Source organism: Rhizobium sp. P2_G9, from assembly GCF_056403475.1.
Genome location: NZ_JBFUFK010000005.1, coordinates 1 through 24022, shown reverse-complemented (window position 1 = coordinate 24022; position 24022 = coordinate 1). Strand labels below are relative to the sequence as shown.

27 protein-coding genes and 1 tRNA gene are annotated in these 24022 nt (G+C 60.4%); 16 read left to right on the top strand and 12 right to left on the bottom strand.

Annotated features, from left to right (window positions below; genetic code table 11):
* Positions 1-39: 39 nt before the first annotated feature.
* The gene (locus AC1DYF_RS05575; RefSeq protein ID WP_477875697.1) at positions 40-984 is read right to left on the bottom strand and encodes a nucleoside hydrolase; all 945 of its coding nucleotides are present in this window, start codon (positions 982-984) and stop codon (positions 40-42) included.
* Between the two features lie 181 nt (positions 985-1165).
* Between AC1DYF_RS05575 and AC1DYF_RS05570 the strand changes: the two genes are divergently transcribed.
* The 4 genes from AC1DYF_RS05570 (at position 1166) to AC1DYF_RS05555 (ending at position 3192) form a co-directional block, all read left to right on the top strand.
* Positions 1166-1597, top strand: a complete 432-nt coding sequence (locus tag AC1DYF_RS05570) for an Hsp20 family protein (RefSeq protein WP_477875696.1) — start codon at positions 1166-1168, stop codon at positions 1595-1597.
* Between the two features lie 52 nt (positions 1598-1649).
* Positions 1650-1907 (top strand): BQ00720 family protein, encoded by a 258-nt coding sequence (locus AC1DYF_RS05565; RefSeq protein WP_477875695.1) that lies wholly within the window; start codon positions 1650-1652, stop codon positions 1905-1907.
* Positions 1908-2018: 111 nt separating this feature from the next.
* Positions 2019-2276, top strand: coding sequence for a hypothetical protein (locus tag AC1DYF_RS05560; protein ID WP_477875694.1), 258 nt, complete (start codon positions 2019-2021; stop codon positions 2274-2276).
* Positions 2277-2382: 106 nt separating this feature from the next.
* Positions 2383-3192 carry an alpha/beta fold hydrolase gene (locus tag AC1DYF_RS05555; protein ID WP_477875693.1) on the top strand — a complete coding sequence of 270 codons (810 nt, stop codon included), beginning with the start codon at positions 2383-2385 and terminating at the stop codon, positions 3190-3192.
* Positions 3193-3208: 16 nt separating this feature from the next.
* Here the strand turns inward: AC1DYF_RS05555 and trmB are convergent, their stop codons facing one another.
* The 4 genes from trmB to lnt all read right to left on the bottom strand — a co-directional run bounded on the left by trmB (position 3209) and on the right by lnt (position 7876).
* A complete protein-coding gene (trmB, locus tag AC1DYF_RS05550) occupies positions 3209-3940 on the bottom strand; it encodes a tRNA (guanosine(46)-N7)-methyltransferase TrmB (RefSeq protein WP_477875692.1) in 732 nt (243 codons plus the stop codon).
* On the bottom strand, positions 3937-5202 hold the full coding sequence (metK, locus tag AC1DYF_RS05545; protein WP_477875691.1) for a methionine adenosyltransferase: 1266 nt from the start codon (positions 5200-5202) through the stop codon (positions 3937-3939). The genes trmB and metK overlap by 4 nt, the downstream gene beginning before the upstream one ends.
* A 506-nt stretch (positions 5203-5708) precedes the next feature.
* A complete protein-coding gene (locus AC1DYF_RS05540; RefSeq protein WP_477875690.1) occupies positions 5709-6131 on the bottom strand; it encodes a helix-turn-helix domain-containing protein in 423 nt (140 codons plus the stop codon).
* 146 nt (positions 6132-6277) lie between these two features.
* Positions 6278-7876, bottom strand: coding sequence for an apolipoprotein N-acyltransferase (lnt, locus tag AC1DYF_RS05535; protein WP_477875689.1), 1599 nt, complete (start codon positions 7874-7876; stop codon positions 6278-6280).
* A 264-nt stretch (positions 7877-8140) separates the two neighbouring features.
* On the opposite strand from lnt, the gene AC1DYF_RS05530 reads away from it, so the two are divergent.
* From AC1DYF_RS05530 to AC1DYF_RS05520, 3 genes are all read left to right on the top strand, one after another.
* A complete protein-coding gene (locus AC1DYF_RS05530) occupies positions 8141-9565 on the top strand; it encodes a mannose-1-phosphate guanylyltransferase/mannose-6-phosphate isomerase (RefSeq protein WP_477875688.1) in 1425 nt (474 codons plus the stop codon).
* Between the two features lie 105 nt (positions 9566-9670).
* On the top strand, positions 9671-9862 hold the full coding sequence (locus AC1DYF_RS05525) for a CsbD family protein (RefSeq protein ID WP_477875687.1): 192 nt from the start codon (positions 9671-9673) through the stop codon (positions 9860-9862).
* A gap of 397 nt (positions 9863-10259) precedes the next feature.
* A complete protein-coding gene (locus AC1DYF_RS05520) occupies positions 10260-10532 on the top strand; it encodes a hypothetical protein (RefSeq protein WP_477875686.1) in 273 nt (90 codons plus the stop codon).
* Positions 10533-10702: 170 nt separating this feature from the next.
* On the opposite strand, the gene AC1DYF_RS05515 is transcribed toward AC1DYF_RS05520, so the two are convergent.
* On the bottom strand, positions 10703-11008 hold the full coding sequence (locus AC1DYF_RS05515; RefSeq protein ID WP_477875685.1) for a hypothetical protein: 306 nt from the start codon (positions 11006-11008) through the stop codon (positions 10703-10705).
* Between the two features lie 72 nt (positions 11009-11080).
* Between AC1DYF_RS05515 and AC1DYF_RS05510 the strand changes: the two genes are divergently transcribed.
* The gene (locus AC1DYF_RS05510) at positions 11081-11314 is read left to right on the top strand and encodes a hypothetical protein (RefSeq protein WP_477875684.1); all 234 of its coding nucleotides are present in this window, start codon (positions 11081-11083) and stop codon (positions 11312-11314) included.
* A gap of 63 nt (positions 11315-11377) precedes the next feature.
* Here the strand turns inward: AC1DYF_RS05510 and AC1DYF_RS05505 are convergent, their stop codons facing one another.
* The 3 genes from AC1DYF_RS05505 to AC1DYF_RS05495 form a co-directional block, all read right to left on the bottom strand.
* The gene (locus AC1DYF_RS05505; RefSeq protein WP_477875683.1) at positions 11378-12055 is read right to left on the bottom strand and encodes a glycosyltransferase; all 678 of its coding nucleotides are present in this window, start codon (positions 12053-12055) and stop codon (positions 11378-11380) included.
* 592 nt (positions 12056-12647) lie between these two features.
* Positions 12648-12723: transfer RNA gene (locus AC1DYF_RS05500), tRNA-Ala, on the bottom strand.
* Between the two features lie 135 nt (positions 12724-12858).
* Complete coding sequence (locus tag AC1DYF_RS05495) at positions 12859-13257, bottom strand: TIGR02300 family protein (RefSeq protein ID WP_477875682.1); 399 nt, start codon at positions 13255-13257, stop codon at positions 12859-12861.
* A gap of 257 nt (positions 13258-13514) precedes the next feature.
* Here AC1DYF_RS05495 and aroA point away from each other — a divergent pair, with 257 nt between their 5' ends.
* The 6 genes from aroA (at position 13515) to AC1DYF_RS05465 (ending at position 18063) form a co-directional block, all read left to right on the top strand.
* Positions 13515-14861 (top strand): 3-phosphoshikimate 1-carboxyvinyltransferase, encoded by a 1347-nt coding sequence (gene aroA, locus AC1DYF_RS05490; RefSeq protein WP_477875681.1) that lies wholly within the window; start codon positions 13515-13517, stop codon positions 14859-14861.
* Between the two features lie 132 nt (positions 14862-14993).
* Positions 14994-15812, top strand: a complete 819-nt coding sequence (locus AC1DYF_RS05485; protein ID WP_477875680.1) for a hypothetical protein — start codon at positions 14994-14996, stop codon at positions 15810-15812.
* Positions 15813-15874: 62 nt separating this feature from the next.
* Positions 15875-16492, top strand: a complete 618-nt coding sequence (locus tag AC1DYF_RS05480) for a glutathione S-transferase family protein (protein WP_477875679.1) — start codon at positions 15875-15877, stop codon at positions 16490-16492.
* Positions 16489-16872 (top strand): VOC family protein, encoded by a 384-nt coding sequence (locus tag AC1DYF_RS05475; RefSeq protein ID WP_477875678.1) that lies wholly within the window; start codon positions 16489-16491, stop codon positions 16870-16872. The genes AC1DYF_RS05480 and AC1DYF_RS05475 overlap by 4 nt, the downstream gene beginning before the upstream one ends.
* Positions 16869-17477 carry a class I SAM-dependent DNA methyltransferase gene (locus AC1DYF_RS05470; protein WP_477875677.1) on the top strand — a complete coding sequence of 203 codons (609 nt, stop codon included), beginning with the start codon at positions 16869-16871 and terminating at the stop codon, positions 17475-17477. The genes AC1DYF_RS05475 and AC1DYF_RS05470 overlap by 4 nt, the downstream gene beginning before the upstream one ends.
* Positions 17478-17607: 130 nt before the next feature.
* A complete protein-coding gene (locus AC1DYF_RS05465; RefSeq protein ID WP_477875676.1) occupies positions 17608-18063 on the top strand; it encodes a GFA family protein in 456 nt (151 codons plus the stop codon).
* 98 nt (positions 18064-18161) lie between these two features.
* Here AC1DYF_RS05465 and AC1DYF_RS05460 read toward each other — a convergent pair whose 3' ends face one another.
* Positions 18162-18677 carry a lysostaphin resistance A-like protein gene (locus tag AC1DYF_RS05460; RefSeq protein WP_477875675.1) on the bottom strand — a complete coding sequence of 172 codons (516 nt, stop codon included), beginning with the start codon at positions 18675-18677 and terminating at the stop codon, positions 18162-18164.
* On the bottom strand, positions 18678-18917 hold the full coding sequence (locus AC1DYF_RS05455; RefSeq protein WP_477875674.1) for a hypothetical protein: 240 nt from the start codon (positions 18915-18917) through the stop codon (positions 18678-18680).
* Positions 18918-19146: 229 nt separating this feature from the next.
* Here AC1DYF_RS05455 and cmk point away from each other — a divergent pair, with 229 nt between their 5' ends.
* Both cmk and rpsA read left to right on the top strand, forming a co-directional pair.
* Positions 19147-19803, top strand: coding sequence for a (d)CMP kinase (cmk, locus tag AC1DYF_RS05450; RefSeq protein WP_477875673.1), 657 nt, complete (start codon positions 19147-19149; stop codon positions 19801-19803).
* Positions 19804-19904: 101 nt separating this feature from the next.
* A complete protein-coding gene (gene rpsA, locus AC1DYF_RS05445) occupies positions 19905-21608 on the top strand; it encodes a 30S ribosomal protein S1 (protein WP_477875672.1) in 1704 nt (567 codons plus the stop codon).
* A gap of 253 nt (positions 21609-21861) precedes the next feature.
* Here the strand turns inward: rpsA and AC1DYF_RS05440 are convergent, their stop codons facing one another.
* Positions 21862-23748 carry a hypothetical protein gene (locus AC1DYF_RS05440; RefSeq protein WP_477875671.1) on the bottom strand — a complete coding sequence of 629 codons (1887 nt, stop codon included), beginning with the start codon at positions 23746-23748 and terminating at the stop codon, positions 21862-21864.
* Between the last annotated feature and the right edge of the window lie 274 nt (positions 23749-24022).

The following is a 24022-nucleotide window of genomic DNA, read 5'->3' as shown; positions in this document are numbered from 1 at the left end:
TGCGCCAGGCGATCCTCAGGCTCTGCTCGTCCGGCTGCATTACAGCCGAGCCACACGTTCCGTCAGCAGGTCGAAGAACCCCTGCGCATCGATGTCCCTGAGCACGAGTGCATTCTTCGGCCGGTCGGTGACGCGCCACCAGTCGACGACGGTCATGCCCAGCGTCAGTTCGGAATTCACCTCGATCTCGACATTGCAGTCGCGTCCGGCGAACAGGTCCGGCTTCAGCAGGTAGGCGATGACTGTCGGGTCGTGTAGCGGCCCGCCATCGGAGCCGTATTTCTCGATGTCGAAGCGCTCGAAGAAATCGAGCATCTGCGCCAGCGCCACCGCTGCACGGCTGCCGATGGCGCGGATCTTCTCGATGCGGGATTTCAGTGTCAGCACCTTATGCGTCAGGTCGAGCGGGATCATCACCAGAGGCGCGCCGCACTTGAAGACGATCTCGGCGGCTTCCGGATCGACATAGATGTTGAATTCAGCCGCGGGCGTTATGTTACCGACCTCGAAATAGGCCCCGCCCATCATCACGATTTGCTGGATGCGGCCGGCAATGTCGGGCGCGCGCATCAGCGCAGTCGCGACATTGGTCAGCGGGCCGAGGGTGCAGAGCGTCACTGTTCCCGCGGGCTCGCGACGCAGCGTTTCGATGATGAAATCCACGCCGTTCTGGGCCTGCAGCGGCATGGTCGGCTCGAACAGTTCCGGGCCATCGAGGCCGGTCTGGCCATGGACGTGTTCGGCCGAGACCGGACTGCGCTTCAGTGGCCGGTCGGTCCCGGCAAACACTTTGACATCCGGCCGCCCGGCGAACTCGCAGACGATGCGGGCATTGGTCGATGTGCGCTGCACTGAGACATTGCCGGCCAGCGTCGTGATCCCCAGTACATCGAGCTCTTCCGGCGAACCAAGCGCCAGCATGATCGCAGCGGCGTCGTCCTGGCCGGGATCGGTGTCGATGATGATCTTTCGCAGCACAGCCATGTCTTGAAAACCTCGTCTGATTCTAATGCCTTGTCGCCAAATTGCCGGCGACTATGGTCTGGCGCTGCGGCATGCGCAAGCGTCTTGCAAGTCTTTCGCATTCGCACCATATACGGGGAACCGGAGTGCTTCCTTATGAAGGCTCGGTGATTGTCGCTTGCAGCCAAGGACATGGATTGAGATGACCCGAGTTACGCCCTTTGCCAGCCCGCTTCTGCTGGGCTTCGATGCGATGGAAAAGACGCTGGAGCGCCTTGCCAAGAGCAACGATGGTTATCCGCCCTACAATATCGAAAGGCTGAAGGCCGAACCTGAGCTCGGAGAACCCGAGCGGCTCAGGATCACGCTTGCGGTTGCCGGTTTTGCCGATGAAGACCTCGATGTCACCACGGAAGAAAACCAGCTCCTCATCCGCGGCCGCCAGTCCGACCAGGGCGAAAGGGAATATCTTCACCGCGGCATTGCCTCACGCCAATTCCAACGCTGCTTCGTGCTGGCCGACGGGATGAAGGTGACCGGCGCAATCCTCAAGAACGGATTGCTGTCTGTCGATCTCATTCGGCCCGAGCCAGAGAAGATGGTGAGAAAAATTAACATTTCCGTTTCAGAGTAACGAAGCGGGGAGATCCCCCGTGCGTCTACCGAAATGAAGTAGGAGGCATGACATGACCGCGAGAGCTAGTCTCGACCGTTTGACCCGCAACGAATTCGAGCATCTGGGAGCCGGCAAGCTCGGCTATATCCGCAAGATGCGTTCCGAGGACGTTTCGCGCGTGTTCCCTGAAGCGCCGGCGCTCAATCCGGGTATTGACCTCTGGGCCCTGTTCGGCGCCGATGGCACCCCGATTCTGCTGACCGACAACCGCTCGTCGACCTATTTCAAGGCCGCCGAGGACGATCTGACGACGGTAGCGCTGCATTAAGCGCATTGCCATCTGGCTTCTGTTCGGGCGGAACGCACGGAAGTCTCGGCCGTTCCGAAAAGGCTGCAGCAGATGCGCAGAATACCGCCATTCAAGCTGCAGCTCGTGCCGTTGAACGAAGAGGCCGCCAGCCTGCCCGGATTCGAATGGGCGGGTGGTGATATCGGCGAAAGAAGCAAGCTCGGCGGAGAGCCTGACTTCATCCAGGGCGATGAGACACCTGTCTGCCCGCTTTGCCGCAGCAAAATGACTTTCTATGCGCAACTTGATTCGGTCAGCGATGACGTCATGCTGGCGGACTGCGGCATGATCTATGTGTTTGCCTGTTTTGATTGCCTRGAAACAGCAGCGATCTTGCAAAGCCATTGACGGTAGTGTCGCTGCCTCCCCGAAAATCAGATAGGGAAGGCATATGCTGCCGTTGCGCTCCGGCCTCAGATGACCAAGGCGCGATAACATCGGGGGATCGGCTTCCATGGCATTTCGCGACGACGATCTTGAAATCTTTGAAAAATCCGGCCCGACGCCGCTGCCACATGGCGGGCTGCACGGCTATGTCGAGCGTGAAGGCGCGCGGATCTGGTATATATCCTTCGGCACCGGCCCGGCCGTCATCCTGCTGCACGGGGGTAATGGTAATGCCGGCAACYGGGGCTACCAAGTCACGTCTCTGATCGAGGCCGGTTACAACACCATCCTGATCGACAGCCGCGGCCACGGCAGAAGCACGCGTGATAACCGGCCCTATTCCTACGTTTTGATGGGCGACGATGTCTTGGCAGTGATGGACGCCTTGCAGGTGCGATCGGCCGCGATTGTTGGCTGGAGCGACGGGGCCTGCACCGGTCTCGTCCTTGCCCACAGGCATCCGGGTCGCATTGCTGGCGTCTTCTATTTCGCCTGCAACATGGACAATTCAGGCACGCTGCCGTTCGAAATGACCCCGCTGATCGGTCGCTGTCTCTCCCGTCACAAACAGGACTATGCGGCTTTGTCGCCCACGCCGGACGGTTTCGATGCGATGATGCAGGCCGTCGGCGCGATGCAGAGCACCCAGCCGAACTATTCGGCAGCTGATCTGGCGGAAATCCGTGTGCCGGTGACGGTCGTGCAGGCCGAGCGGGACGAATTTATCCGGCACGAGCATGCCGAATATCTTGCGGGGGCCATTGCCGGCGCGAAGTTCAAGCTCCTGAAGGACGTCAGCCATTTCGCGCCGGTGCAGAGGCCAGACGAATTTACCAAGGCAATTCTGGACTTCCTGGAAACGATATTCCCCGGCTGATGTGGCAGACCGAGATTCACCGCTTCCTGAACGTCAGGTAGGCGGAGGAACGCCCCTCGCGCCGGGCCTTTGCCTCATAGCGCGTGCTCGGCCAATCCGGATAGGGCGCCAGCCAATCGCTGGCGTTCTTCGCCACCCATTCAAATCCGCCATGACGATCGACATGCTGCAGCGTCCAGTTGACATAGGTGTCGATGTCGGAAGCGAAGCAGAACAGGCCACCAGACTTCAGCACCCGATGGAAGCGCTTGAGGTTGACATCCGAGACGAACCGTCGCTTCCAGTGCCGCTTCTTCGGCCAGGGATCGGGATAGAGCAGGTCGATCTGATCCACCGATGCCTCCGGCAGCCAGTCTAGCACCACTGTCGCATCATCATCATGGACGCGGATATTTTTCAGGTCGAGCGCTTCGACCTTCCCCAGCAGCTTTGCCATGGAATTGACGAAGGGCTCGACGCCGATAAAGCCGGTCGAGGGCGATCCGGTCGCGCGGTGCACCAGATGTTCGCCGCCGCCAAAGCCGATTTCCAACCGGATCGTGTCGACAGGCACCGGGTAGAGCGAGGCGAGATCGGATGGCGCCGGGTTCCTGAGATCGAGCCTCAGCCCGGCAAGCCCCTCGCCCATCAGCTTCGACTGATGTTCGCGCAGCGCCTTGCCTTTGCGACGACCGAAAAACGCTTCGGTGGAGCGCGATTTCCGCACTCCACCGAGATTGTCTTCAGAATGTTCGTCGTCCTGGCTCACGCCGCCAGCGCTTCCTTGAGCGACTTGACGAGGTCGACCTTTTCCCAGGAGAACGAGCCGTCGCGGCCGGCCTTGCGGCCGAAATGGCCGTAGGACGACGTCTTGGCATAGATCGGCTTGTTGAGGTTGAGGTGCCGGCGGATGCCCGACGGCGACAGGTCGATCACCTTGCGGATCGCCGCCTCGACCTGGTCCTCGGTGACCTTCTTGCCGGTGCCGTGCAGATCGACATAGATCGACAGCGGCTGGGCGACGCCGATGGCGTAGGAAAGCTGGATCGTGCACTTCTCGGCAAGGCCGGCCGCCACGACGTTCTTGGCAAGGTAGCGGGCGACATAGGCTGCCGAACGGTCGACCTTGGTCGTGTCCTTGCCGGAGAACGCACCGCCGCCATGCGGGGCAGCACCGCCATACGTGTCGACGATGATCTTGCGGCCGGTCAGGCCGGCGTCGCCGTCCGGACCACCGATGACGAACTTGCCGGTCGGGTTGATGTACCAGTTGGCGTCCTTGGCGATCGGCAGGTCGCCGAGGGCCTGGCGGATATAGGGCTCGACGACCGAGCGGACCTTCTGCGAATCCCAGTTCGCATCGAGATGCTGGGTCGACAGCACGATCGAGGTGACCTCGGCCGGCTTGCCGTCGGCATAGCGGACGGTGACCTGGCTCTTGGCGTCAGGGCCGAGCTTGCCGGCATCGCCTTCGCCCTTGCGGCGGGCTTCGGAGAGCAGTTGCAGGATGCGATGCGCATAGTAGATCGGAGCCGGCATCAGGTCGGGCGTCTCGTTGCAGGCATAACCGAACATGATGCCCTGGTCGCCCGCGCCTTCTTCGCCCTGCTGGTCGGAGGCGTTGTCGACGCCCTGGGCGATGTCGGCGGACTGCGGATGCAGGAGCACGTCGATCTTGGCGGTCTTCCAATGGAAGCCGGACTGTTCGTAGCCGATGTCGCGAATGGCCTTACGCGCCGCGGATTTGAACTTCGAGGGGTTGATCAGCGGATGGCCGGCCGCGTCATGCATGACCGCGCCGCCCTTGTCCTTCTTGAGTAGCGTGTCGGGGACGCGCACTTCACCGGCAATAACGACACGATTGGTGGTGGCAAGCGTCTCGCAGGCGATGCGGACCGTCCAGGGATCGACACCCGTCTTCGCCGCTTCGCGGTAGACCAGATCGACGATTTCATCGGAGATACGGTCGCAAACCTTGTCCGGATGACCTTCCGAAACCGATTCGCTGGTGAAAAGATAGCTGGAACGCATTCGGGAATTCCCCTCAATGAAAAGACCGACGCATGTCTAGTGAGTTCGTCGTCAAAAGACAAGCGCAGAAAGACATAAATATATCCTTATATGCGCCGATTTCCTGCAAAAAATGCGGCTTTTTGGCCACTTCAGACATCCAATTGGCAAGCGCCTTCATCGCCGGTGTCGGTACGCGGAGCTTGAGCCGCGTGAGCTGACAGCTGCCGTTGGAGATATTTGCGGGAAATGGCTGCACGATGGCGCCAGCTGCCCTCGGGATGCCAGGGCAATATCGATCGCACGCGACCGCTCGCCTGGTTTGTCGGCTGGGGGTAAAAAGGGCAATTGGGAAATTGTCTTCGCGCGGCTGCGCATCGGCACAAAGAATCCAACAGTCTCCCGAGCCTGTTGCTCGGAAGCGATTTCCTGAAGGAATTGCCGGATCTCGTAAAGAAATAGGCGGCGTCAGCTGCCCGGTTGCGAGCCCGTTGCCACAGGGCTCGCAATCGCTGCGATGAGGCGGGTTATTCGGCCTCGGCGTCGGCGGCGAGCGCCTTGACGAGATCGACGATCTTACGGCGGACCTTCTGGTCGTTGATCTTGACGAAGGCGCGATTGAGCTGCAAGCCTTCGGAAGACGACAGGAAATCCACGACATAGTTGGAAGAGGAGGCTTCGGCCATGCCAGCAGGCGTGTTGGCAGGGTTGCCGTCGGGCGCGTCCTCGAAGAAGAAGGAAACAGGCACGTTGAGAATAGTAGAGATCGCCTGCAGGCGGCTCGCACCAACGCGGTTCGTACCCTTCTCGTACTTCTGAATCTGCTGGAATGTGATGCCAAGGGCTTCCCCAAGCTTTTCCTGGCTCATTCCAAGCATAGTACGGCGAAGGCGGATCCGACTGCCCACGTGGATGTCGATGGGGTTCGGTTTTTTCTTGTTTTCGATCATTTTCGTTTCCTGTTGATAGGGACCGCGCGAGCCTGTGTTCGGATCGTTGAAGATCGCAAACGCAGCGTTGCATGACGCCATACAGCGCTGTTTCACTCCCGCGCGGACGGTTCGCAAAATCACTATGCATTTTTAGGGGTTTTTGGTCAATTCGTATTAAATATAAAACTCATGCGCGCAAAAAATGCAATCAATAGCGCCAAAGCTTCCAACAACCCGAAGTACAGTGTCCTGCTTGCGCTGTCCGAAATCGGAACAATTTTGCCCGGCAAAGGCACATCGATGTAACCTTTCGCCTGAAAGTTCAGCCCTAAAACGATTTGGCCGCGGGCATCGATAACGGCGGAAATGCCGCTATTCGAGTTGCGAATCACTGGCAGGCCCGTCTCGACGGCGCGCAGCCGCGCCTGAAAGAAGTGCTGCCATGGCCCCGGCGTATAGCCGAACCAGCCGTCATTGGTGATATTGACGATGGCGTCGGCTTTTTCCGCAATTTCAGCCGTTTCATCCGGGAAGATGACCTCATAGCAGACGAGCGGCAGAAGTTTGGTGCCGTCGGGCATGACCAGAAGCTGATGCTGCGCCGCGGCGCTATAGCCACCCGGGATCTGGGCCGCGATCGATTTCAGGCCGATCCTGTTCCAGAAATTTTCCAGCGGCAGATATTCGCCAAACGGCACGAGATGCACCTTGTCGGCGGCGCCGATGATCTGTCCCTGGGAATCGATGACATAGACGGAATTGTAATAGCGCGGCGCCTGCGTTGCTCCGTCATTTTCCATGCGGACGGCGCCGGCGATCATGATCTGACCGTCCTCGAGCACATCGGCGATCCTGACCAACGCATCGGGGTTCTGCGTCAGGATGAAGGGGATCGAGGTTTCCGGCCAGACGATATAGTCGGGACGACGGCTGTCCTTGGCGGCCGCAGCCTTGGTCAGCGTAAGATGCTCCTCGAAAATGGCGATACGCTGGCTGTCGTCGAGCTTGGCCGACTGGTCGATCACCGGCTGGACAAGGCGGACGATATGGGGATGTTCGGGCGCCTTCGCCGGCTCGGCGATATTGAGCGCATAAAAGCCGTAACCGAGATGGGCGCCGAACAGGAGAACCGCGATCGTCATCCCGATGCCGGCGCCGCGGCCGGTCGCGATCAATGCGGGCGTGGCGAAAACCAGCACCGCGAGCATGTTCATCGAGTGGCTGCCGACCACGGCCAGCGACTGCATCATCAGCGGAAAGGGCATCATGCCCTGGCCGATCACATTCCAGGGAAAGCCGGTCAGCAGCATGCCGCGCAGCCATTCGACCAGCCCGAACGCCGCGGCCAGTGCCAGGATGCGGCCATAACCATCGACCCAGAACAGGCGGGCAAGGGCAGCCGCCAGACCGTAATAGATTGCCAGAACGGCCGGCAGGCCAAGCACAGCCAGCGGCAGCGCCCAGGCGAATTCGTCGGCTTCGACGAGGAGCGAACTGCCGGTCCACCATAGTCCTGCGACGAAATAGCCCAGCCCGAAAGCCCAGCCGGTGACGAAAGCAGGCAGCATGCGGGCGAGAACCATGCGGTCCGGATCGCCCGAAGCGCCATCGAGCAGCCAGACGAGGATCGAAAAGGAGATGAAGCCCACGACAAAAATGCCGAACGGCGGCAGCATCAGGGCGGCGAAGGCGCCGCTGAGCAAGGCGATCAAAAGCCGTTTCCAGCCCGAACTCAGCGTCACATACGCCGCAAGCCGCTCCATGCCGCCCTTCCCACTATCGCGAATCACCCGGTGGGGCGGAGTTTTGCAGGAATTCAGGCCGTTTGTCGCCAAATCTCCGGCAGCACCTTGAGCCGGGCTTAACCATGATTGCAGTCACGATAGCAACGCATTGTATCGTGAAGCTTGTCGGCTATCGAATAGGCATTGATCGCACCCGGCAATCGCGATACGCGGATTTGCATGTGGCGGCTCCGGTTTCGCGCCTGGGCCGCCGGTCAGGTCAGGTATTTTGGAGAACAGCAAATGACGAACAGCCTCATCGTCCCGGTCATTCTCGCCGGCGGCAAGGGTACGCGGCTCTGGCCGATGTCGCGCAGCGCCCGACCCAAGCAGTTCCTTGAACTGACCGGCGATCTCAGCCTGTTCCAGCTGACGCTGAAGCGGCTCGATGATCCCAGCCGCTACGACAAGCCGATCGTGGTCACCAATTCGGAATATCGCTTCCTGGTCGCCGAACAGGCACAGGAGGCTGGCATCGAACTCGCGGCCGTCGTTCTGGAGCCGATTGCCCGCAACACCGCAGCGGCAATTGCCGCCGCATCGCTGATCGCCGCCAAGGAGGAGCCGCGCCTGATCCATGTGCTCGCCTCCGACCACAATATTCGTGTCGATGCCGCTTATGTCAAAGCGATCGACACGGCCGCCGCAGCGGCAAGGGCAGGGCGGCTCGCGACCTTCGGCATCACACCGACCGCGCCGTCGACCGGCTTCGGCTATGTCGAGGCCGGCGAGGCCGAGCCGAGCGGTGCCCACCATGTCAAGCGTTTCGTCGAGAAACCGAACGAGGAGCGTGCCCGCGAGATGATCGCACAGGGCAATTACTACTGGAATTCCGGCATGTTCCTGTTCGATTCGGAGGTCTTTCTGTCCGAATGCCGCACGCTCGCGCCGGCGGTTCTCGATGCCGCCGAGGCCGCCGTCGCTGTGGCCAAGTCCGACCTCGATTTCACCCGCCTTGGCGAGAAGGAGTTTTCCCAGTCGCCGGATATATCGGTCGATTATGCCATTTTCGAAAAAACCACGCTGGCTTCGGTCGTGCCCTCGCCGATCCAATGGTCCGACCTGGGCGCCTGGGACGCGGTCTGGAAGGAAAGCGAATGCGATGCCGACGGCAATGTCACGCGCGGGCCGGTCAACCTCTATAATTCGAAAAACTCCTTCGTCCTTTCCGAGGGCGCGCATGTCGCGGTCAACGGCGTCGAGGACGCAGTGGTCATCGTCTCCGAGGACGCCGTCTATGTCGGCCGTCTGACGGAAGCGCAGGATGTCGGCCGCGTCGTCAAGGATCTGATGAAGAGCCCCAAAACCGCCAAGCTGACCGAGGAGCATCGGACGAGCTACCGCCCCTGGGGCGGCTTCTCCTCGGTACTGATGGGCGAGCGCTTCCAGGTGAAGCGGCTGTTCGTCAAGCCGGGCAAGCAGCTGTCGCTGCAGCGCCACTATCACCGTTCCGAACATTGGATCGTCGTGCGCGGCACCGCCCAGGTGCAGATCGGCGACGACAAGCAGATGCTGACGGAAAACGAGTCGATTTATATCCCGCAGGGCGCGATCCACCGTCTTTCCAACCCAGGCAAGATCCTGCTGGAACTCGTCGAAGTGCAGACCGGCTCCTATCTCGGCGAAGACGACATCGTCCGCCTGGAGGACACGTTCGGGCGGATTTGACGCCAATCTCTGAGGTGCCCGCCCGTCACGGAACCTTTACATTGCTCTCCCGTTGACTAACCGCACGCCCGCGAGGGTCGCGGGCACAACACCAGGGAGATTTTCATGGGTGCGACAGCAGATCGTGTGAAGGGTGCAACCAACCAGGCCGTCGGCAAAGGCAAACAGGCCGTTGGCCGCGCGACCGACAGCCCGAAGATGGAAGCCGAAGGCGCAGGCCAGGAGCTCAAGGGCAAGGTCCAGTCGGCTGCCGGCAAGGCCAAGGATGGCCTGAAAAAGGCGATCGACAAGGCCTGATCCTGTTCGCCATGCGGCGTCGCCGCGTCGGGCATACAATGAAGGCGTCCGCACCACCGGACGCCTTCATTGTTTCCTGGTTGCCGATCTCAGTGGGCGCGCGGCAGGACCTCCGACAAAATCGCGCTTCTGCTCGGCATCAACGAACGCACAGCGCGCAGGCATATTCCTCCGGCGCGGAAAAGTGCGGCGCCGAGAGGCGAATTCAAGCGGTTTTCCAAGCACTTCTGAATTGGCAGCCGAAAATCCCAAGGCCCGGAGAGGCCCGGCAATTGCGACTGGAAAGCCTGGCAATTTTTCCCGCAGCTGCGAACCTTTCCCGGAAATTTTATCGGAACCTCGCGGACGACGCATGCGTTAGCCGGGCATCGAACAGATGCAAAAAGGAGTTCGAAAGATGAAGATCAAGGCTTTTGCCGGCGCCGTTCTGGCGCTTACCACCCTTTCGTCGTTTGCCTATGCCGGTGACGCCAAAGTCACGGGCATGGCAGGGGGCGCAGTAACGGGCGCAGTGGTCGGTGGCCCGGTCGGTGCCGTCATCGGCGGTGCCGTTGGCCTGACCACCGGTGCGGCCATCGATGACAGCGACAAGAAGACGGTGATCATCAAGAAGCAGCAGCCTGACGTGATCGTCAGGGAACACCAGCCCGACGTTATCATTCACGAGTAAGCGGCGCTCCCGGCGCGTCTTCCACGGAGGATGCGCCGGGAGAAATCCAGCTCCAACGCAACAGCGGCGGACTCATTTTCCACCCGACTTTTGCCTTGTCTCAGCGCCGCACACCAAGTGCGTAGCACCGGTCCGGATCGGCGAGAGCGCGATCTGGACGGGCTAGGCCTCTACAAGGACAAGGCCGATTTCGAATCCAGACGTGAGGGATGGGCGATCAGCCTGCCCCATTTCTCGTTCCAGAGCCGGTCTTCGTCGACAACAACGATTTCGAGATAGTAGGGCTCCAGCGACATTTCGTCGGCGACGACCTTGAGGGCCTGCGGGACGGGCATCAATTCGCTGGCGGTCCTGGTCTGCGGATCGGCAATCGATGCCATCGGCATGCGCTCGCCCGGCACGATCTCGATCACCAGATCTCGATCCGGCACGATCTGGTACTTTCTGACCCGATGAAATACGCTCTCTTTCTCCACGGTTCGCTCCTATGATCCTGCGGCCACTGAGGACAACGCACGAGAAGCCAAAAAGTCGGGACCTATTTCATCATGTTGGAGAGCTTCACCGATGTCCGAATGCTGCAGCCCGAGCCTTCGCGCTACGCCATACGCGGCGAGGAAGACGGAACCTGGACCGTCTGCGAAGTCGAGACAGGTCTGCCGGTCGTCTTCGAAGAACAGATGCTCGTCCGATTGACCTTCGAACTTGCCGAAGTGATGTTGGAACATCTCAACGAACTGGATGCGGAAGCTGACGAATTGCACCAGGCAAAATCGGAATAGGTGTTGGCGATCCACATCCATGATGATTTTCATATCGATCGCATTCAACATTCTGCCGATGCCTTATTGGGCTCGTTGCAGGCAATAATCCGTCAGCAATTTCTCTCGATGCCACTCGGCAGCCATGTTTGCATTTGCATATTCGTGAAAACATGGAGTGCCCAGGGTCCAATGAAGCAGGCTCGCGTCCGGATTTTCCCCGAACTCGTCCGGGAGCCAATTCCATTCTTTTGGCAGCGATCCGATCAGGCTGTCGTCAAGCCAGGTAAAGCGGTGAAGTGAGGCCCCTGTACCGCTCATGACGAAGTCCGGGGTCACGGCGGCATTTGCCGGATGCCCACAATTCCATAAGACCACACTTGACCAGTTCTTTCTCGGATAATCCGCGTTCTCGGATCCAAGGTATTTCCGGGGCGATCTTGTCCGGTAATCGTGCTGGACGCATATAAGAGCCTTGCTCTCATCGATGCGCGACCATAAGTCGGCAATGTCGCGCCGGAAAATCATGTCTCCGTCAATGAAAAGCGCCCAGCCCTTATATCCCATGAGATGAGGCACCAGAAAACGTGTGTAGATGAATYGATTGCTGCCGTCGGTGTGGGCTTCTGCATAGCCATCGAGGTTGTTGAGGGCTAAAGGCGTAATCGCGACCGGCTGCGTCGAATGCCGGATAATGCTGTTGGCACAGACGTGGAACGCAACTGCTTCCCTTGGATCAAAACCGATAAACACGTTCTTCATTTTGAACTCCCTGTCGATTTGGGAGACAAGACACGCTCAGGCTCTCGTTGCTTTGACCTGCATCAACGACAAGGCTTCGGCTGCGACAGCTCTGATTTGAGGCCATCATCAAGCTTGCTCCTGCTTTGGTTCATCGTGGAGATGATTTGAGGGCATCCAAGCGCGCAGTGCCAATTCACAAGGTTTACCAAGGATCCAGCCGCGAGCCGTCCAGCCGATAACAAGCAGGCTATTGCCAGCTGGCTCGAAGTGACAAAGGCGGTCAAAGCCCTGAGGGAAATCCTGGCGGAGCTTTCGAGGCCAACCTCATCAACTTGATGTGTAGCTGGCATAGGCCAAGGCAAGTGCAAAGGCCGCAAATGCGGCAAAAGTGCCGCTGACAAAGTAGACTGTTTCGATTGGCATGGGGTTCTCCTCGCGTTCCATGCCAGACGCTATCGCCGATTTCGGCCAATCGAGTTGATCGAGATCAACAGCTTACGCCATCGGCCGGTGCGTGGCCCGTCAGGAATGTGATGCAGCGGGCTGAGAGCGTTGAAATGGCGAGCACTCAATCGAGCCGGCGAACGTTCAACGTGTCGAGGGAAGAATTTGGTGGAGCTAAGCGGGATCGAACCGCTGACCTCTTGCATGCCATGCAAGCGCTCTCCCAGCTGAGCTATAGCCCCATCCGGCCCCGTGGGGCGATGGTACCAAGGCCGGTTCGGCCTCGGTGGCGGGTGTATATTTCTGCTTCTCCGGAATGGCAAGCAGGAATTTCGTTCCGGGCGGATTTTTTTGCACCCGCCCGGAAATAGTGAAAATCAAACTTCGTCTTCGTCCGCGTTGACGCCGATGAGGTCGGCCATGTCGTCGTCCTCGTCGTCTTCGTCCTGTTCGAGGAAGGTGTCGTCGTCATCATCGTCGATATCGACCTCGTCGTCGCCGAGATCCGGAATCTCTTCGCCGCCGGCTGCCGCTTCGTCGTCGGCCTCCTCCAGCGGAACCAGTTCGACTTCGGTGTTCTCGGCATCAACCTCGGCGACTTCGTCCTCCTGCTGCTGCTGCTTCTCCATGACGGCGGCGATGGAGGATTCAGCGAAGAAAGACAGCGGATAGGACTTGCCGGTATAGGGCGAGACGACCGGGTCGCGGTTCAAGTCGTAGAATTTCTTGCCCGTGTCCGGGTCGATGCGCTTGGTGCCGAGTTCGGATTTTGCCACGTCAATGCCTCTTGGTAGATGGCCGTCCATATGTATTAGGAACGGCGGGCCGGCAACCGGCCGACGAAAAAATTAGAGAAAGGCCATTAGCGATGTTGACCGGTCCTGTCAAAGCCTAAGTTCGCAGGCATTGCGGCGTGCCGCAGCTTTCGCGCAATATCCTGGTGACCGGCGAAAACCTTTATGTTAACCAGCCCGCGAAACGGGCCGGGCGGCCCTGCCTCACGGCAATGAAGATCGAATGAAGGGCTGAACCCATGTCGCATAGTGGCACGCCGGTGCCGGCAACCGCCAGCAAATCCGAAAATCTCAGCGGCACCGTCCGCATCCCCGGCGACAAGTCGATCTCGCACCGCTCCTTCATGTTCGGCGGCCTGGCGGCCGGCGAAACCCGCATCACCGGCCTGCTCGAAGGCGAGGATGTCATCAATACCGGCAAGGCGATGCGCGCCATGGGCGCGAAGATCGACAAGCAGGGCGATACATGGGTGATCCACGGCACCGGCAACGGTGCGCTGCTGGCGCCCGCAGCACCGCTTGATTTCGGCAATGCCGGCACCGGCTGCCGGCTGACCATGGGCCTGGTCGGCGTCTATGATTTCGATGCGACCTTCATCGGCGACGCCTCGCTCTCGTCGCGGCCGATGGGACGGGTGCTCAATCCGCTGCGCGAAATGGGCGTGCAGGTGACCAGCGCCAATGGTGACAAGCTGCCGGTGACGCTGCACGGCCCCAGGACGCCGAACCCGATCACCTATCGCGTGCCGATGGCCTCCGCACAGGTCAAGTCCGCCGTGCTGCTCGCCGGCCTCAACACGCCCGGCATCACCACGGTGATCGAGCCGGTGATGACCCGCGACCATACCGAAAAGATGCTGGCTGGCTTCGGCGCCAATCTCTCGGTCGAAACCGACAAGGACGGCGTCCGCACCATCCGTCTCGAAGGCCGCGGCAAGCTGACCGGTCAGGTCATCGATGTCCCCGGCGATCCGTCCTCGACTGCCTTCCCGCTGGTCGCAGCCCTCCTGGTGCCGGGCTCGGACATCACCATCCTCAACGTGCTGATGAACCCGACCCGCACCGGCCTCATCCTGACGCTGCAGGAAATGGGCGCCAATATCGAGGTGCTCAATGCCCGCAATGCCGGCGGCGAAGATGTGGCAGACCTGCGTGTCCGTCATTCGGAGCTCAAGGGCGTCAGCGTTCCGCCGGAACGGGCGCCGTCGATGATCGACGAATATCCGGTCCTCTCCGTCGCCGCCTCCTTTGCCGAGGGCAAGACCATCATGACCGGCCTCGAAGAGCTGCGCGTCAAGGAAAGCGACCGCCTCGCCGCCGTCGCCCGTGGCCTGGAGCTCAACGGTGTCGAGTGCGAGGAGGGCGAGAGCTCGCTCGCGGTCCTCGGCATCCCCAGCGGCAAGGGCCTCGGCAATTCCAGAGGTGAGGCGGTGAAAACCCATCTAGACCATCGCATCGCGATGAGCTTCCTCGTCATGGGCCTTGCGGCCGAGCATCCGGTGACAGTCGACGATGCCCGCATGATCGCCACCAGCTTCCCCGAATTCATGGACCTGATGAAGGGTATCGGCGCGAAGATCGGCTGAGGCGCACTTGAAAGGGGTGACAGGCCAGATTGTCGACTTCTCCGGGATGCGTGCCGTGGGCTGGGATCGAGCCCGCGGCAAGACTTTGTTCGAACGACCATGGCTTGACCGCGTTGCATTTCGGTTTTTCGAATGAGCACGGTTTTGCGCCTCTTCCTTCATGGTCTCGTCGTCTTCATTCTCACCTTGCTGACCGAGATCGGCGGCGTGATCTGGCTGATGGCTCTTGCCGTTCGGGCAATGTCGGGATGGCAGACGCGTCGCGCTTTATTGCTGCTCTTTGTTCTTTTCTATGCTGTCGCCACCCTGATCACGCAACAGGTCGCACCGCTCTTCGGCAGGGTGCCGCTATCGTGCTTCGGCGGAGACAGCGCCTCCTTCTCCGTCCGCTCGCCAATGTTCTGTATGCTCAATCGCAATTTCGTAACGCCGAAGTTGAAAGCTGCCGCAGTCGAGCTTGCCGATCACATGCAGAAGACCTTTCCCGGCACGAAGACGCTGGCACTCGATGCCAATTTTCCCTTCATCAACGGCTTTCCGCTGATGCCGCATCTGTCCCACAGCGATGGCCGGAAGCTCGATATCGCCTTTTACTACAAGGACGAAACGGGCGTGTTCCGGAACGGCGAGACGCGTTCACCCATCGGCTATTTCGCCTTCGAACAGCCTTTGCCCAACGCGCCACAGCCCTGTGCGGGCCGCCGAAACTGGCTCACGCTCCGCTGGGACCTCGCCTTTCTCCAGCCGCTGTTTCCGGATTGGCATCCGGAAGACCGGCGGATGACAGAGGCTCTGTCCTGGTTGTCGAGTGCGGGGCGGAAATATGGTATCGAAAAAGTCTTCATCGAGCCGCATATTCCGGCGCGGCTAGGCATATCGAATGATGTGATCCGCTTTCAAGGATGCCGTGCCGCCCGGCATGATGATCACATTCACATCCAGGTACGCTGACATCGCCATCGCTTTTGGCTAGAACGAGGTATTGCTTCGCTTGTCGCCTCAAGGAAACACCCATGCTGAAATTGTTCTACGCTCCCGGAACCTGTGCTCTTGCCTCCCGCATCGCGCTGGAAGACGCGCGCGCCGACTATGAGCTCACGCGCGTCGATTTCTCCAGGCAGGAACAACGCAGTCCCGATTACCTCAAGATCAATCCGAAGGGCCGTGTGCCGGCGCTGGTCACCGAGCGCGGTATTCTGACGGAGACCCCCGCGATCCTCGTCTACATTGCCCAGGCTTTCCCCGATGCCAATCTGGCGCCGCTCGACGATGCATTCGCCTTTGCCGAACTGCAGGCCTTCAATTCCTACATGGCCTCGACCGTGCATGTGAACCACGCGCATGGCCGCCGCGGCTCGCGCTGGGCCAATGACCAGGCGTCCTTCGATGACATGAAACAGAAAGTCCCGGAGACCATGACCGCGGCCATGGAATTGATCGAATTCGAAATGTTCGAAGGGCCATGGGTGATGGGCGAAACCTATACGATCGCCGATCCCTATCTCTTCACCATCGCGCGCTGGCTTGAAGGCGATGGCGTCGATATCAACGTGCTGCCCCGCATCAAGGATCATATGGAGCGCATGTCCATGCTCGAAAGCGTCAAGCGCGCCATGGCCGACCCGGCATGATCCGCGGGTTCGACCATCTCGTGCTGACGGTCCGCGACGTCGGCGAGACGGTCGATTTCTATTGCCGCGGGCTCGGCATGCACAAGCAGGTGTTCGGCAATGGCCGCATCGCCATCCATTTCGGCGAGCAGAAATTCAATCTGCATGAAGCCGACGGCGCGCCGATCCTGCCGCGCGCCCGCAGCCCTGTGGCGGGCGGCGCAGATTTCTGCCTGGTCGCCGACCGACCGCTCGACGACGTGATCCGCCTGCTCGGCGAACGCGGCATTGCCATCGAGCGTGGTCCTGTCGAGCAAACGGGCGCGCAGGGTTCGATGCGCTCGGTCTATATGCGCGACCCCGACGGTAACCTGGTTGAGATTTGCGACTACGGCCGGTGAGCGATGCGGACGACATTGTCGGTCTCTATGATCGCCTGGCCGGTCGCTATGATGTTTTGCGTGGCAGGGACCTTCTCGAAAGAGCGTGGCTTGACCGGTTCCTGGCCGAGGTGGCGGAAAAAGGCCCCGTGCTCGACATCGGCTGCGGCATGGGTGAGCCGATCGCGCGTTACATCGCCAACTGTGGCCACTCTGTGACCGGCGCGGATTCCTCGGCCAGCATGATCGCGCTCTGCCAAAGCCGCATGCCTGAGCAGCAATGGCATGTCGCCGATATGCGCGGCCTCTCTCTCGGCCGCCGCTTCGCTGGTTTGATCGCCTGGGATAGCTTCTTCCATCTCACATTCGCTGACCAGCGGGGGATGTTTCCGGTCTTCGCCGCCCATGCCATGCCGGGGGCCGCGCTGATGTTCACCTCCGGGCCGGCGCATGGCGAGGCGATCGGAACGTTCGAAGGCGCGCCGCTCTATCACGCGAGCCTGGCGCCGGACGAATATCGGTCGCTCCTGGCCGGCAATGGTTTCGACGTGCTCGACTATCGCGCTGAAGATCCGGATTGCGGCGGTCACACGATCTGGCTGGCGCGCTATTTAGCCGGCTCATAGTTCCTCAAGCAAGCCCGACGCTTTGCGCCTCTGTCTGCGAGGCACTTTGTTGTGCGGCCGAGCTCGCGCTGAAAAAGGAACTTTGACACACGCTAACCCGTCTCGTAGCCTGCAGGCGAAGGAGATCCATATGCCCCATCTCAACCTTCCGATTGACGGCAGCTGCCGCTGTGGCCGCGTGAAACTGCGCATCAGCAAACCACCGCTCCTGACCATGGCCTGCCATTGCACCGGCTGCCAGAAGATGAGCGCGTCGGCCTATTCGCTGAGCGCGGCAATTCCCGCCGACGGCTTCGAGGTCACCGAAGGCGAGCCGGTGATCGGCGGCCTGCATGGCGACGCCAAGCATTATTTCTGTGGCTGGTGCATGACCTGGATGTTCACTCGGCCGAACGGCATCGATTTCTTCGTCAATGTCCGGCCGACCATGCTCGACGATGCCGACTGGTTCATGCCGCATATGGAAACCTGGACGAGCGAGAAGCTGCCCTGGGCGACGACGCCGGCGCAGCGCAGCTATGCCACGCTCCCGGAAATGCAGGACTATGAGGGCCTGATCGGCGAATATCAGGCCACGCTTGCCTGAGATTGCTCAGCGGTGACAGGCGACCTCGATCGCGCCGACATCGATTTTGCGCGTCAAGGCTAACGGCTTGCGGTTCCGGAGATCGAACGGTCCGAGGCTCAGGCTTGCTCGGTGCGACCGACTTTGCGCAACAGGAAGACCGAATAGGAGATTACCACAAGTACGAAAACGCCCGCGGCACCCATAACAGCGGGGGTGATTTCCGGCTTGATCGCCTCTGCGGGTTTCACTGCCGCCACGAGTGACAAGAGACCGAAATCCCAGGCCGCATGGAACAGTATCGCCGGATCGAGAGATTTGGTCCTGATCCGGATTGCCATCAGCAACATGCCCGTGCAGGCCGCTGCAAACGCCTGGAGAAGGGCTATCTGGATATTGCCCAGCCATAGCGCGTTCAGGAGATGGATCGAGCCGAACAGCAGCGACGTCAAAATAATCGATGGCCAGCTCGAGAGTTTTGACCGGAGGCCCTGGAACAGAATTCCGCGGAACATGAGTTCCTCCGAAAGGCCGATCAGAAATGTATTGACCAGAATGAAGATCATCGCCGTCCGCGGCGGCGGGCCGACGATGAAGACGGCTGTGACGATGAGGACGACGAAAGCGAGGGGCAATCAGAGCACTATCAGGGAGCGCGCTTCGAATGGCGCATTGAGGCCAACATCATTCCATTTGAAGATCAAAACCGTCGCGAAGAGAAACAGAACTGCGACGACGACGGGAGGATAGATCCCGTCGGACAGGACGTCGGTCATCGACGAGACGCCATCCAGTTTCATGTGTCCGACGATCCGGTAAATTGCCAGCCAGATGACAAGCGCGATGAGTGTGATAAGGAGCCTGTGTTTCTTCATGTCCCATTTATGTCGTTTTCTTCTGTGTGGTTATGTGAAAATGGGCTTTGAAAGGTGATGAAGCGATATTCTCATGCCGGCTATTGCTCAAGCGCCACGTCAATCGATCATTCGCTGCACTGTCTATAAGTTTTTGTCACAATCGCTTGGCATTCACGCCGCCTTTCCCTATGAAAATTTGTGTGTAGCCCGAAGATCCATCCCTGATTCCAAAACCACGGGATATTGAATGACGACGATCGCCATAGATGGCCCAGCCGCAGCCGGCAAAGGCACGCTCTCGCGCCTGATCGCCGACGCCTATGGTTTTCATCATCTCGACACTGGGCTCACCTATCGCGCCGTCGCCAAGGCTCTCCTGGACCGGCAGCTGCCGCTCGACGACGAGCAGGTTGCCACAGATATTGCAAGCACAGTGGAATTGGCTGGTCTGGATCGCTCGGTCCTCTCGGGTCATGAGATCGGCGAAGCCGCCTCGCGCATTGCCGTCATGCCGAAGGTGCGCAAAGCGCTGGTCGAGGCGCAGCGCGCATTCTCGCGCCGCCAGCCCGGTACGGTACTCGACGGCCGCGATATCGGCACTGTCGTCTGCCCCGATGCCGAGGTGAAGCTCTACATTACAGCGTCACCACCGATCCGCGCCGGACGCCGTTACGAAGAGATCATCGCCACCGGCGGTGAAGCCGATTTCGGCACCGTTCTGGCAGATCTCCTGAAGCGCGACGAGCGCGACATGGGCCGCGCCGACAGCCCGCTTCGGCCTGCGGAAGATGCTCACTTGATTGATACGTCCGAAATGGATATATCAGCCGCGTTCGAAGCCGCCAAAGCCATCATCGATGCGGCATTCGAACGGGATGCTCTCCCGCGCCGCGCGCCGGATTAGCCCTCCAGGACGGGGGGCTCGGCATGGGAAGCGTCCGTGTTCAACCCTAACCCCCGGCGCATTGGCGGCCAAAATTGTCTTGCCGCCTGTTTGGAGAACTTATGTCCGCACAAACTTCCCTCAAGGAGGACTTCGCGTCCCTCCTCGAAGAATCCTTTTCCAAGGTCGACCTCGCTGAAGGCTACGTCACCAAGGGCATCATTACCGGCATTGAGAAGGACATGGCGATCGTCGATGTCGGTCTCAAGGTCGAAGGCCGCATCGCGCTGAAGGAATTCGGTGCCCGGGCCAAGGACGGTCAGCTGAAGGTCGGCGACGAAGTCGAGGTCTATGTCGAGCGTATCGAAAATGCGATGGGCGAAGCCGTCCTGTCGCGCGAAAAGGCTCGCCGCGAAGAGAGCTGGGTCAAGCTCGAAGTCAAGTTCAATGCTGGCGAACGCGTTGAAGGCGTCATCTTCAACCAGGTCAAGGGCGGCTWCACCGTCGATCTCGACGGTGCCATTGCCTTCCTGCCGCGCTCGCAAGTCGACATTCGTCCGATCCGCGACGTCACCCCGCTGATGCATGTTCCGCAGCCGTTCGAAATCCTCAAGATGGACAAGCGTCGCGGTAACATCGTGGTTTCGCGCCGCACGGTTCTCGAAGAGTCCCGCGCCGAGCAGCGTTCGGAGATCGTCCAGAACCTCGAAGAAGGCCAGGTTGTCGAGGGTGTCGTCAAGAACATCACCGATTACGGTGCGTTCGTCGACCTCGGCGGCATCGACGGCCTGCTGCACGTCACCGACATGGCATGGCGTCGCGTCAACCATCCGTCGGAGATCCTGTCCATCGGCCAGCAGGTCAAGGTTCAGATCATCCGCATCAACCAGGAAACCCATCGTATTTCGCTCGGCATGAAGCAGCTCGAAAGCGATCCCTGGGGCGATATCGGCACCAAGTACCCGACCGGCAAGAAGATCCGCGGCACCGTCACCAACATCACCGATTACGGTGCGTTCGTGGAACTGGAGCCGGGCATCGAGGGCCTCATCCACATTTCCGAAATGTCTTGGACCAAGAAGAATGTCCATCCGGGCAAGATTCTTTCCACCACGCAGGAAGTGGACGTCGTCGTCCTCGAAGTCGATCCGTCCAAGCGCCGCATCTCGCTCGGCCTCAAGCAGACGCTCGACAATCCGTGGCAGAGCTTCGCCAACGCTCATCCGGCCGGCACGGTCGTTGAGGGTGAAGTCAAGAACAAGACCGAATTCGGCCTGTTCATCGGCCTCGACGGCGATGTCGACGGCATGGTTCACCTCTCCGACCTCGACTGGAACCGTCCGGGCGAGCAGGTGATCGAGGAGTTCAACAAGGGCGACGTCGTCAAGGCTGTCGTTCTCGATGTGGATGTCGAAAAGGAGCGTATCTCGCTCGGCATCAAGCAGCTTGGCAAGGATGCAGTCGGCGATGCCGCTGCTTCGGGCGAACTGCGCAAGAACTCGGTCGTGTCTTGCGAAATCATCGGCATCAACGATGGTGGCATCGAGGTCAAGCTCGTTCAGCACGAGGAGCTCACCTCCTTCATCCGTCGCGCTGATCTCTCTCGTGACCGTGACGAGCAGCGCCCCGAGCGCTTCCAGGTCGGCCAGATCGTCGACGCCCGCGTCACCAACTTCTCCAAGAAGGACCGCAAGGTTCAGCTTTCGATCAAGGCGCTGGAAATTGCCGAAGAGAAGGAAGCCGTTGCTCAGTTCGGTTCGTCCGACTCGGGCGCTTCGCTTGGCGACATTCTCGGTGCGGCTCTGAAGAACCGCGGCGGCGAATAAGCCTCTCGCCTGATTTGAGAAATAAAGAACCCGCCGGTGCGAGCCGGCGGGTTTTTTGCTGGGCGGCGCGCCCCTTCAGCGCCACCCTGCGAGGGCAATTCCGGGAAACACGCGAAGCGGTCTCCCTGCGGAATTGCGAAACGGAATCTGTGCCAGAGCATGTCGCCTGAAAGTGGATGCCGGTTTCAGGATAAAGACATGCTCAAAACAAAGACCTAGAGCGTGGTTCTGATTCGATCAGAACCAAAGCGCTCTAGAAGCCAGCCATGCGCTGGTAAAGCGCATAGGCGCGATCGGCCTGGCTGGAATCGCGGGTGATCTTTACTTCCGGCTCTGCGTCCGGCTCTGGGCGAAGCAGGTCGTCGATCGCCTTGCGGGCCAGTCGTTCCCGGCGAGCCTCGGGGTCTTCCCGGTCCTGGTCCCGGCCGGTATCGTCCTCCTCGTCCCGGCTCCGTTCCTGCGCGGCCTTGGCCTTGAACTCGTCCTTTGCCGGTTGCAGCGTGGCGTAGGCGAACGGCACCGGCCCGGCATTGGCGGCGGCCGTTTTAGGCGCCGTGCCGGCCTGCCCCTCGGGTGTCTTCGACGTGGCCGAAGCTTCTGCAGCCGCATCCCGCCGGGCGGTGGTCGCCGGGTTTGCATCCTCGGTTTCGGGTAAGGTGGCAGGCACGACATGCCGACCATCGGCGGCCTCTTTTCGCGCCGCTTGTGTGGGCGAGGGGACGCTGTCCGCTTGAGCGCCATCGTCGGGAAGATGCGCGGTCACGAGGGTCGATTTTTCAATCGTCTCGTCGCTCGCGCGGTCGCTCTTGAGCAACTGCCCCTGGGGCGCAGTGGCCATTGGTGCTTCCGCTCTGGCGGGCAGCGGTGTCACGACTTCGGCAAGGCCCTTCAACGCCAGCAGCGTCTGCACGCGCTGATCGCCGCCGTTCTTCTGTGCCGCCTTTTCATCCTCGATCGCCGTCTTGTTCGGCGCGAGTTCCTGCGCGATGGCGCGGATGCGCATCGCCAGACTCGGGCTGTTGTTGCTCTGCGAAAGCGGCAGGCCGATCACCCGTGGCTCCGGCCGCGGCAGAACGGATGCAGTGTCCTGTTTCTCGTCTGCGGCTACCTCAGTGTTTGCCGGCGCCGCCGGGATCGTCCCGGATTCCAGAGGTTTTGTGTCGGTCAGTCTCGTAGCCACGAGCTTGGTATCAGCGCCGGCTTGTTTCACGTCCACGGACTGGGAAGAGGTGCGTGGCTGGTCGAAGTCCGGCTCGACCGCAGACTGCTCGGCCAGCGCGGCAGCCAGCGGATCGGACATATCGGACTGTGGCTGCAGCGTCTCGGCGACTTCCGAGGCCGCGGCTTGCTCCGCTTGGATGCCTGCGGCCGGAGCTTCGGTGCGTTCGCCATCCGCCCCCAGGAGAAGCGTCTTGGCGGGCTCCGTCTTGTCGGCGATCTCCATCCGGGTCTCGGCAATCCCGGGCTCGAACAAAGACTTGAGCTGCATCTGCAGGCTTCGCGCATCCGACGGCCGGCGTTGTTCGGTCTCTGGCGCATTCGAGGAGAAGAGCCCGCTGCCCTCCGGATTGCTGCGCGACTGCGTCACCATGGCCAGTGTTTCGGCTGCCCGCGAATTGTTCGCCGTTTCCTGCAGATAAGTGGTGGTGGCGACGGCCGCGGCGGTCTTCTGCGGCGTCGCCATCGGCGTTTCGGCGATCGCCGACAGCCGGGCGGCAAGCGCGCTGTCGGGCTGCTTCAGCGCGGCTGAAAGTTCCGGAAGCGCGATTTTCAGCAGCTTCAGCCCGGCTCGCGCCTCGGTCGCCAGCATTTCGTCCGGCAGCATGTCGTCGATCGTCGCGGCAAGCCTGAGGAAGAAGGCATCCATCGTCTCGTCGTTGCGGCGCACGACGTTAAGCTGGGCAGCGACGGCAAGCGCCAATGTTTGCAGGATGGTGCGATTGCCGGCGGTCGCCGTCTCGGCATTGACATTGGCGAGGATGGTGCCCGCATCGAGCCCGATGCCGGCATTATGCGCAGTCGCCTGCGGAACGACCGGTGCCTCGGCCTGGCTTTGTCCAGCCGTCGCGCGGCTTTCCGAACCATGGGTCTTGATGGTCGTCGATGTCGTTATCGGGTTGGGTGTGACGGGCGTCAGCATGGCAAAGCGTTCCAGCGATGCAAAAGGTCATGGGGGACACGAGGTCGCTCATGCGGCCTTTGGCTTGCCTCGCGGATTGCGAGGGTGCGGTTGGCATTGCACAGGGGTAAGCCTATATTTGCTAGTCGACTCTAGCCACGTTTGGTTAAGATAAGACTAACGCCGGAAGCTGGATTTTTCGGGAATATGGCAGGATGAGTTTTCGCCCACCGCAGCACTACACGGAAAACGCCGGCGGCAAATCGCCGCTCAATGTCCTGGAAATGTCCTGGAA

What these genes read in the sequence shown, in the direction of transcription:
- AC1DYF_RS05475 (WP_477875678.1), top strand. Translation starts at nt 16,489, where the DNA reads ATGATCCGCGGGTTCGACCATCTCGTGCTGACGGTCCGCGACGTCGGC.
- cmk (WP_477875673.1), top strand. Translation starts at nt 19,147, where the DNA reads ATGACGACGATCGCCATAGATGGCCCAGCCGCAGCCGGCAAAGGCACG.
- AC1DYF_RS05480 (WP_477875679.1), top strand. Translation starts at nt 15,875, where the DNA reads ATGCTGAAATTGTTCTACGCTCCCGGAACCTGTGCTCTTGCCTCCCGC.
- AC1DYF_RS05440 (WP_477875671.1), bottom strand. Translation starts at nt 23,748, where the DNA reads ATGCTGACGCCCGTCACACCCAACCCGATAACGACATCGACGACCATC.
- AC1DYF_RS05525 (WP_477875687.1), top strand. Translation starts at nt 9,671, where the DNA reads ATGGGTGCGACAGCAGATCGTGTGAAGGGTGCAACCAACCAGGCCGTC.
- AC1DYF_RS05455 (WP_477875674.1), bottom strand. Translation starts at nt 18,917, where the DNA reads ATGAAGAAACACAGGCTCCTTATCACACTCATCGCGCTTGTCATCTGG.
- AC1DYF_RS05540 (WP_477875690.1), bottom strand. Translation starts at nt 6,131, where the DNA reads ATGATCGAAAACAAGAAAAAACCGAACCCCATCGACATCCACGTGGGC.
- AC1DYF_RS05565 (WP_477875695.1), top strand. Translation starts at nt 1,650, where the DNA reads ATGACCGCGAGAGCTAGTCTCGACCGTTTGACCCGCAACGAATTCGAG.
- aroA (WP_477875681.1), top strand. Translation starts at nt 13,515, where the DNA reads ATGTCGCATAGTGGCACGCCGGTGCCGGCAACCGCCAGCAAATCCGAA.
- AC1DYF_RS05465 (WP_477875676.1), top strand. Translation starts at nt 17,608, where the DNA reads ATGCCCCATCTCAACCTTCCGATTGACGGCAGCTGCCGCTGTGGCCGC.
- lnt (WP_477875689.1), bottom strand. Translation starts at nt 7,876, where the DNA reads ATGGAGCGGCTTGCGGCGTATGTGACGCTGAGTTCGGGCTGGAAACGG.
- AC1DYF_RS05570 (WP_477875696.1), top strand. Translation starts at nt 1,166, where the DNA reads ATGACCCGAGTTACGCCCTTTGCCAGCCCGCTTCTGCTGGGCTTCGAT.
- metK (WP_477875691.1), bottom strand. Translation starts at nt 5,202, where the DNA reads ATGCGTTCCAGCTATCTTTTCACCAGCGAATCGGTTTCGGAAGGTCAT.
- AC1DYF_RS05485 (WP_477875680.1), top strand. Translation starts at nt 14,994, where the DNA reads ATGAGCACGGTTTTGCGCCTCTTCCTTCATGGTCTCGTCGTCTTCATT.
- AC1DYF_RS05530 (WP_477875688.1), top strand. Translation starts at nt 8,141, where the DNA reads ATGACGAACAGCCTCATCGTCCCGGTCATTCTCGCCGGCGGCAAGGGT.
- AC1DYF_RS05510 (WP_477875684.1), top strand. Translation starts at nt 11,081, where the DNA reads ATGTTGGAGAGCTTCACCGATGTCCGAATGCTGCAGCCCGAGCCTTCG.
- AC1DYF_RS05575 (WP_477875697.1), bottom strand. Translation starts at nt 984, where the DNA reads ATGGCTGTGCTGCGAAAGATCATCATCGACACCGATCCCGGCCAGGAC.
- AC1DYF_RS05520 (WP_477875686.1), top strand. Translation starts at nt 10,260, where the DNA reads ATGAAGATCAAGGCTTTTGCCGGCGCCGTTCTGGCGCTTACCACCCTT.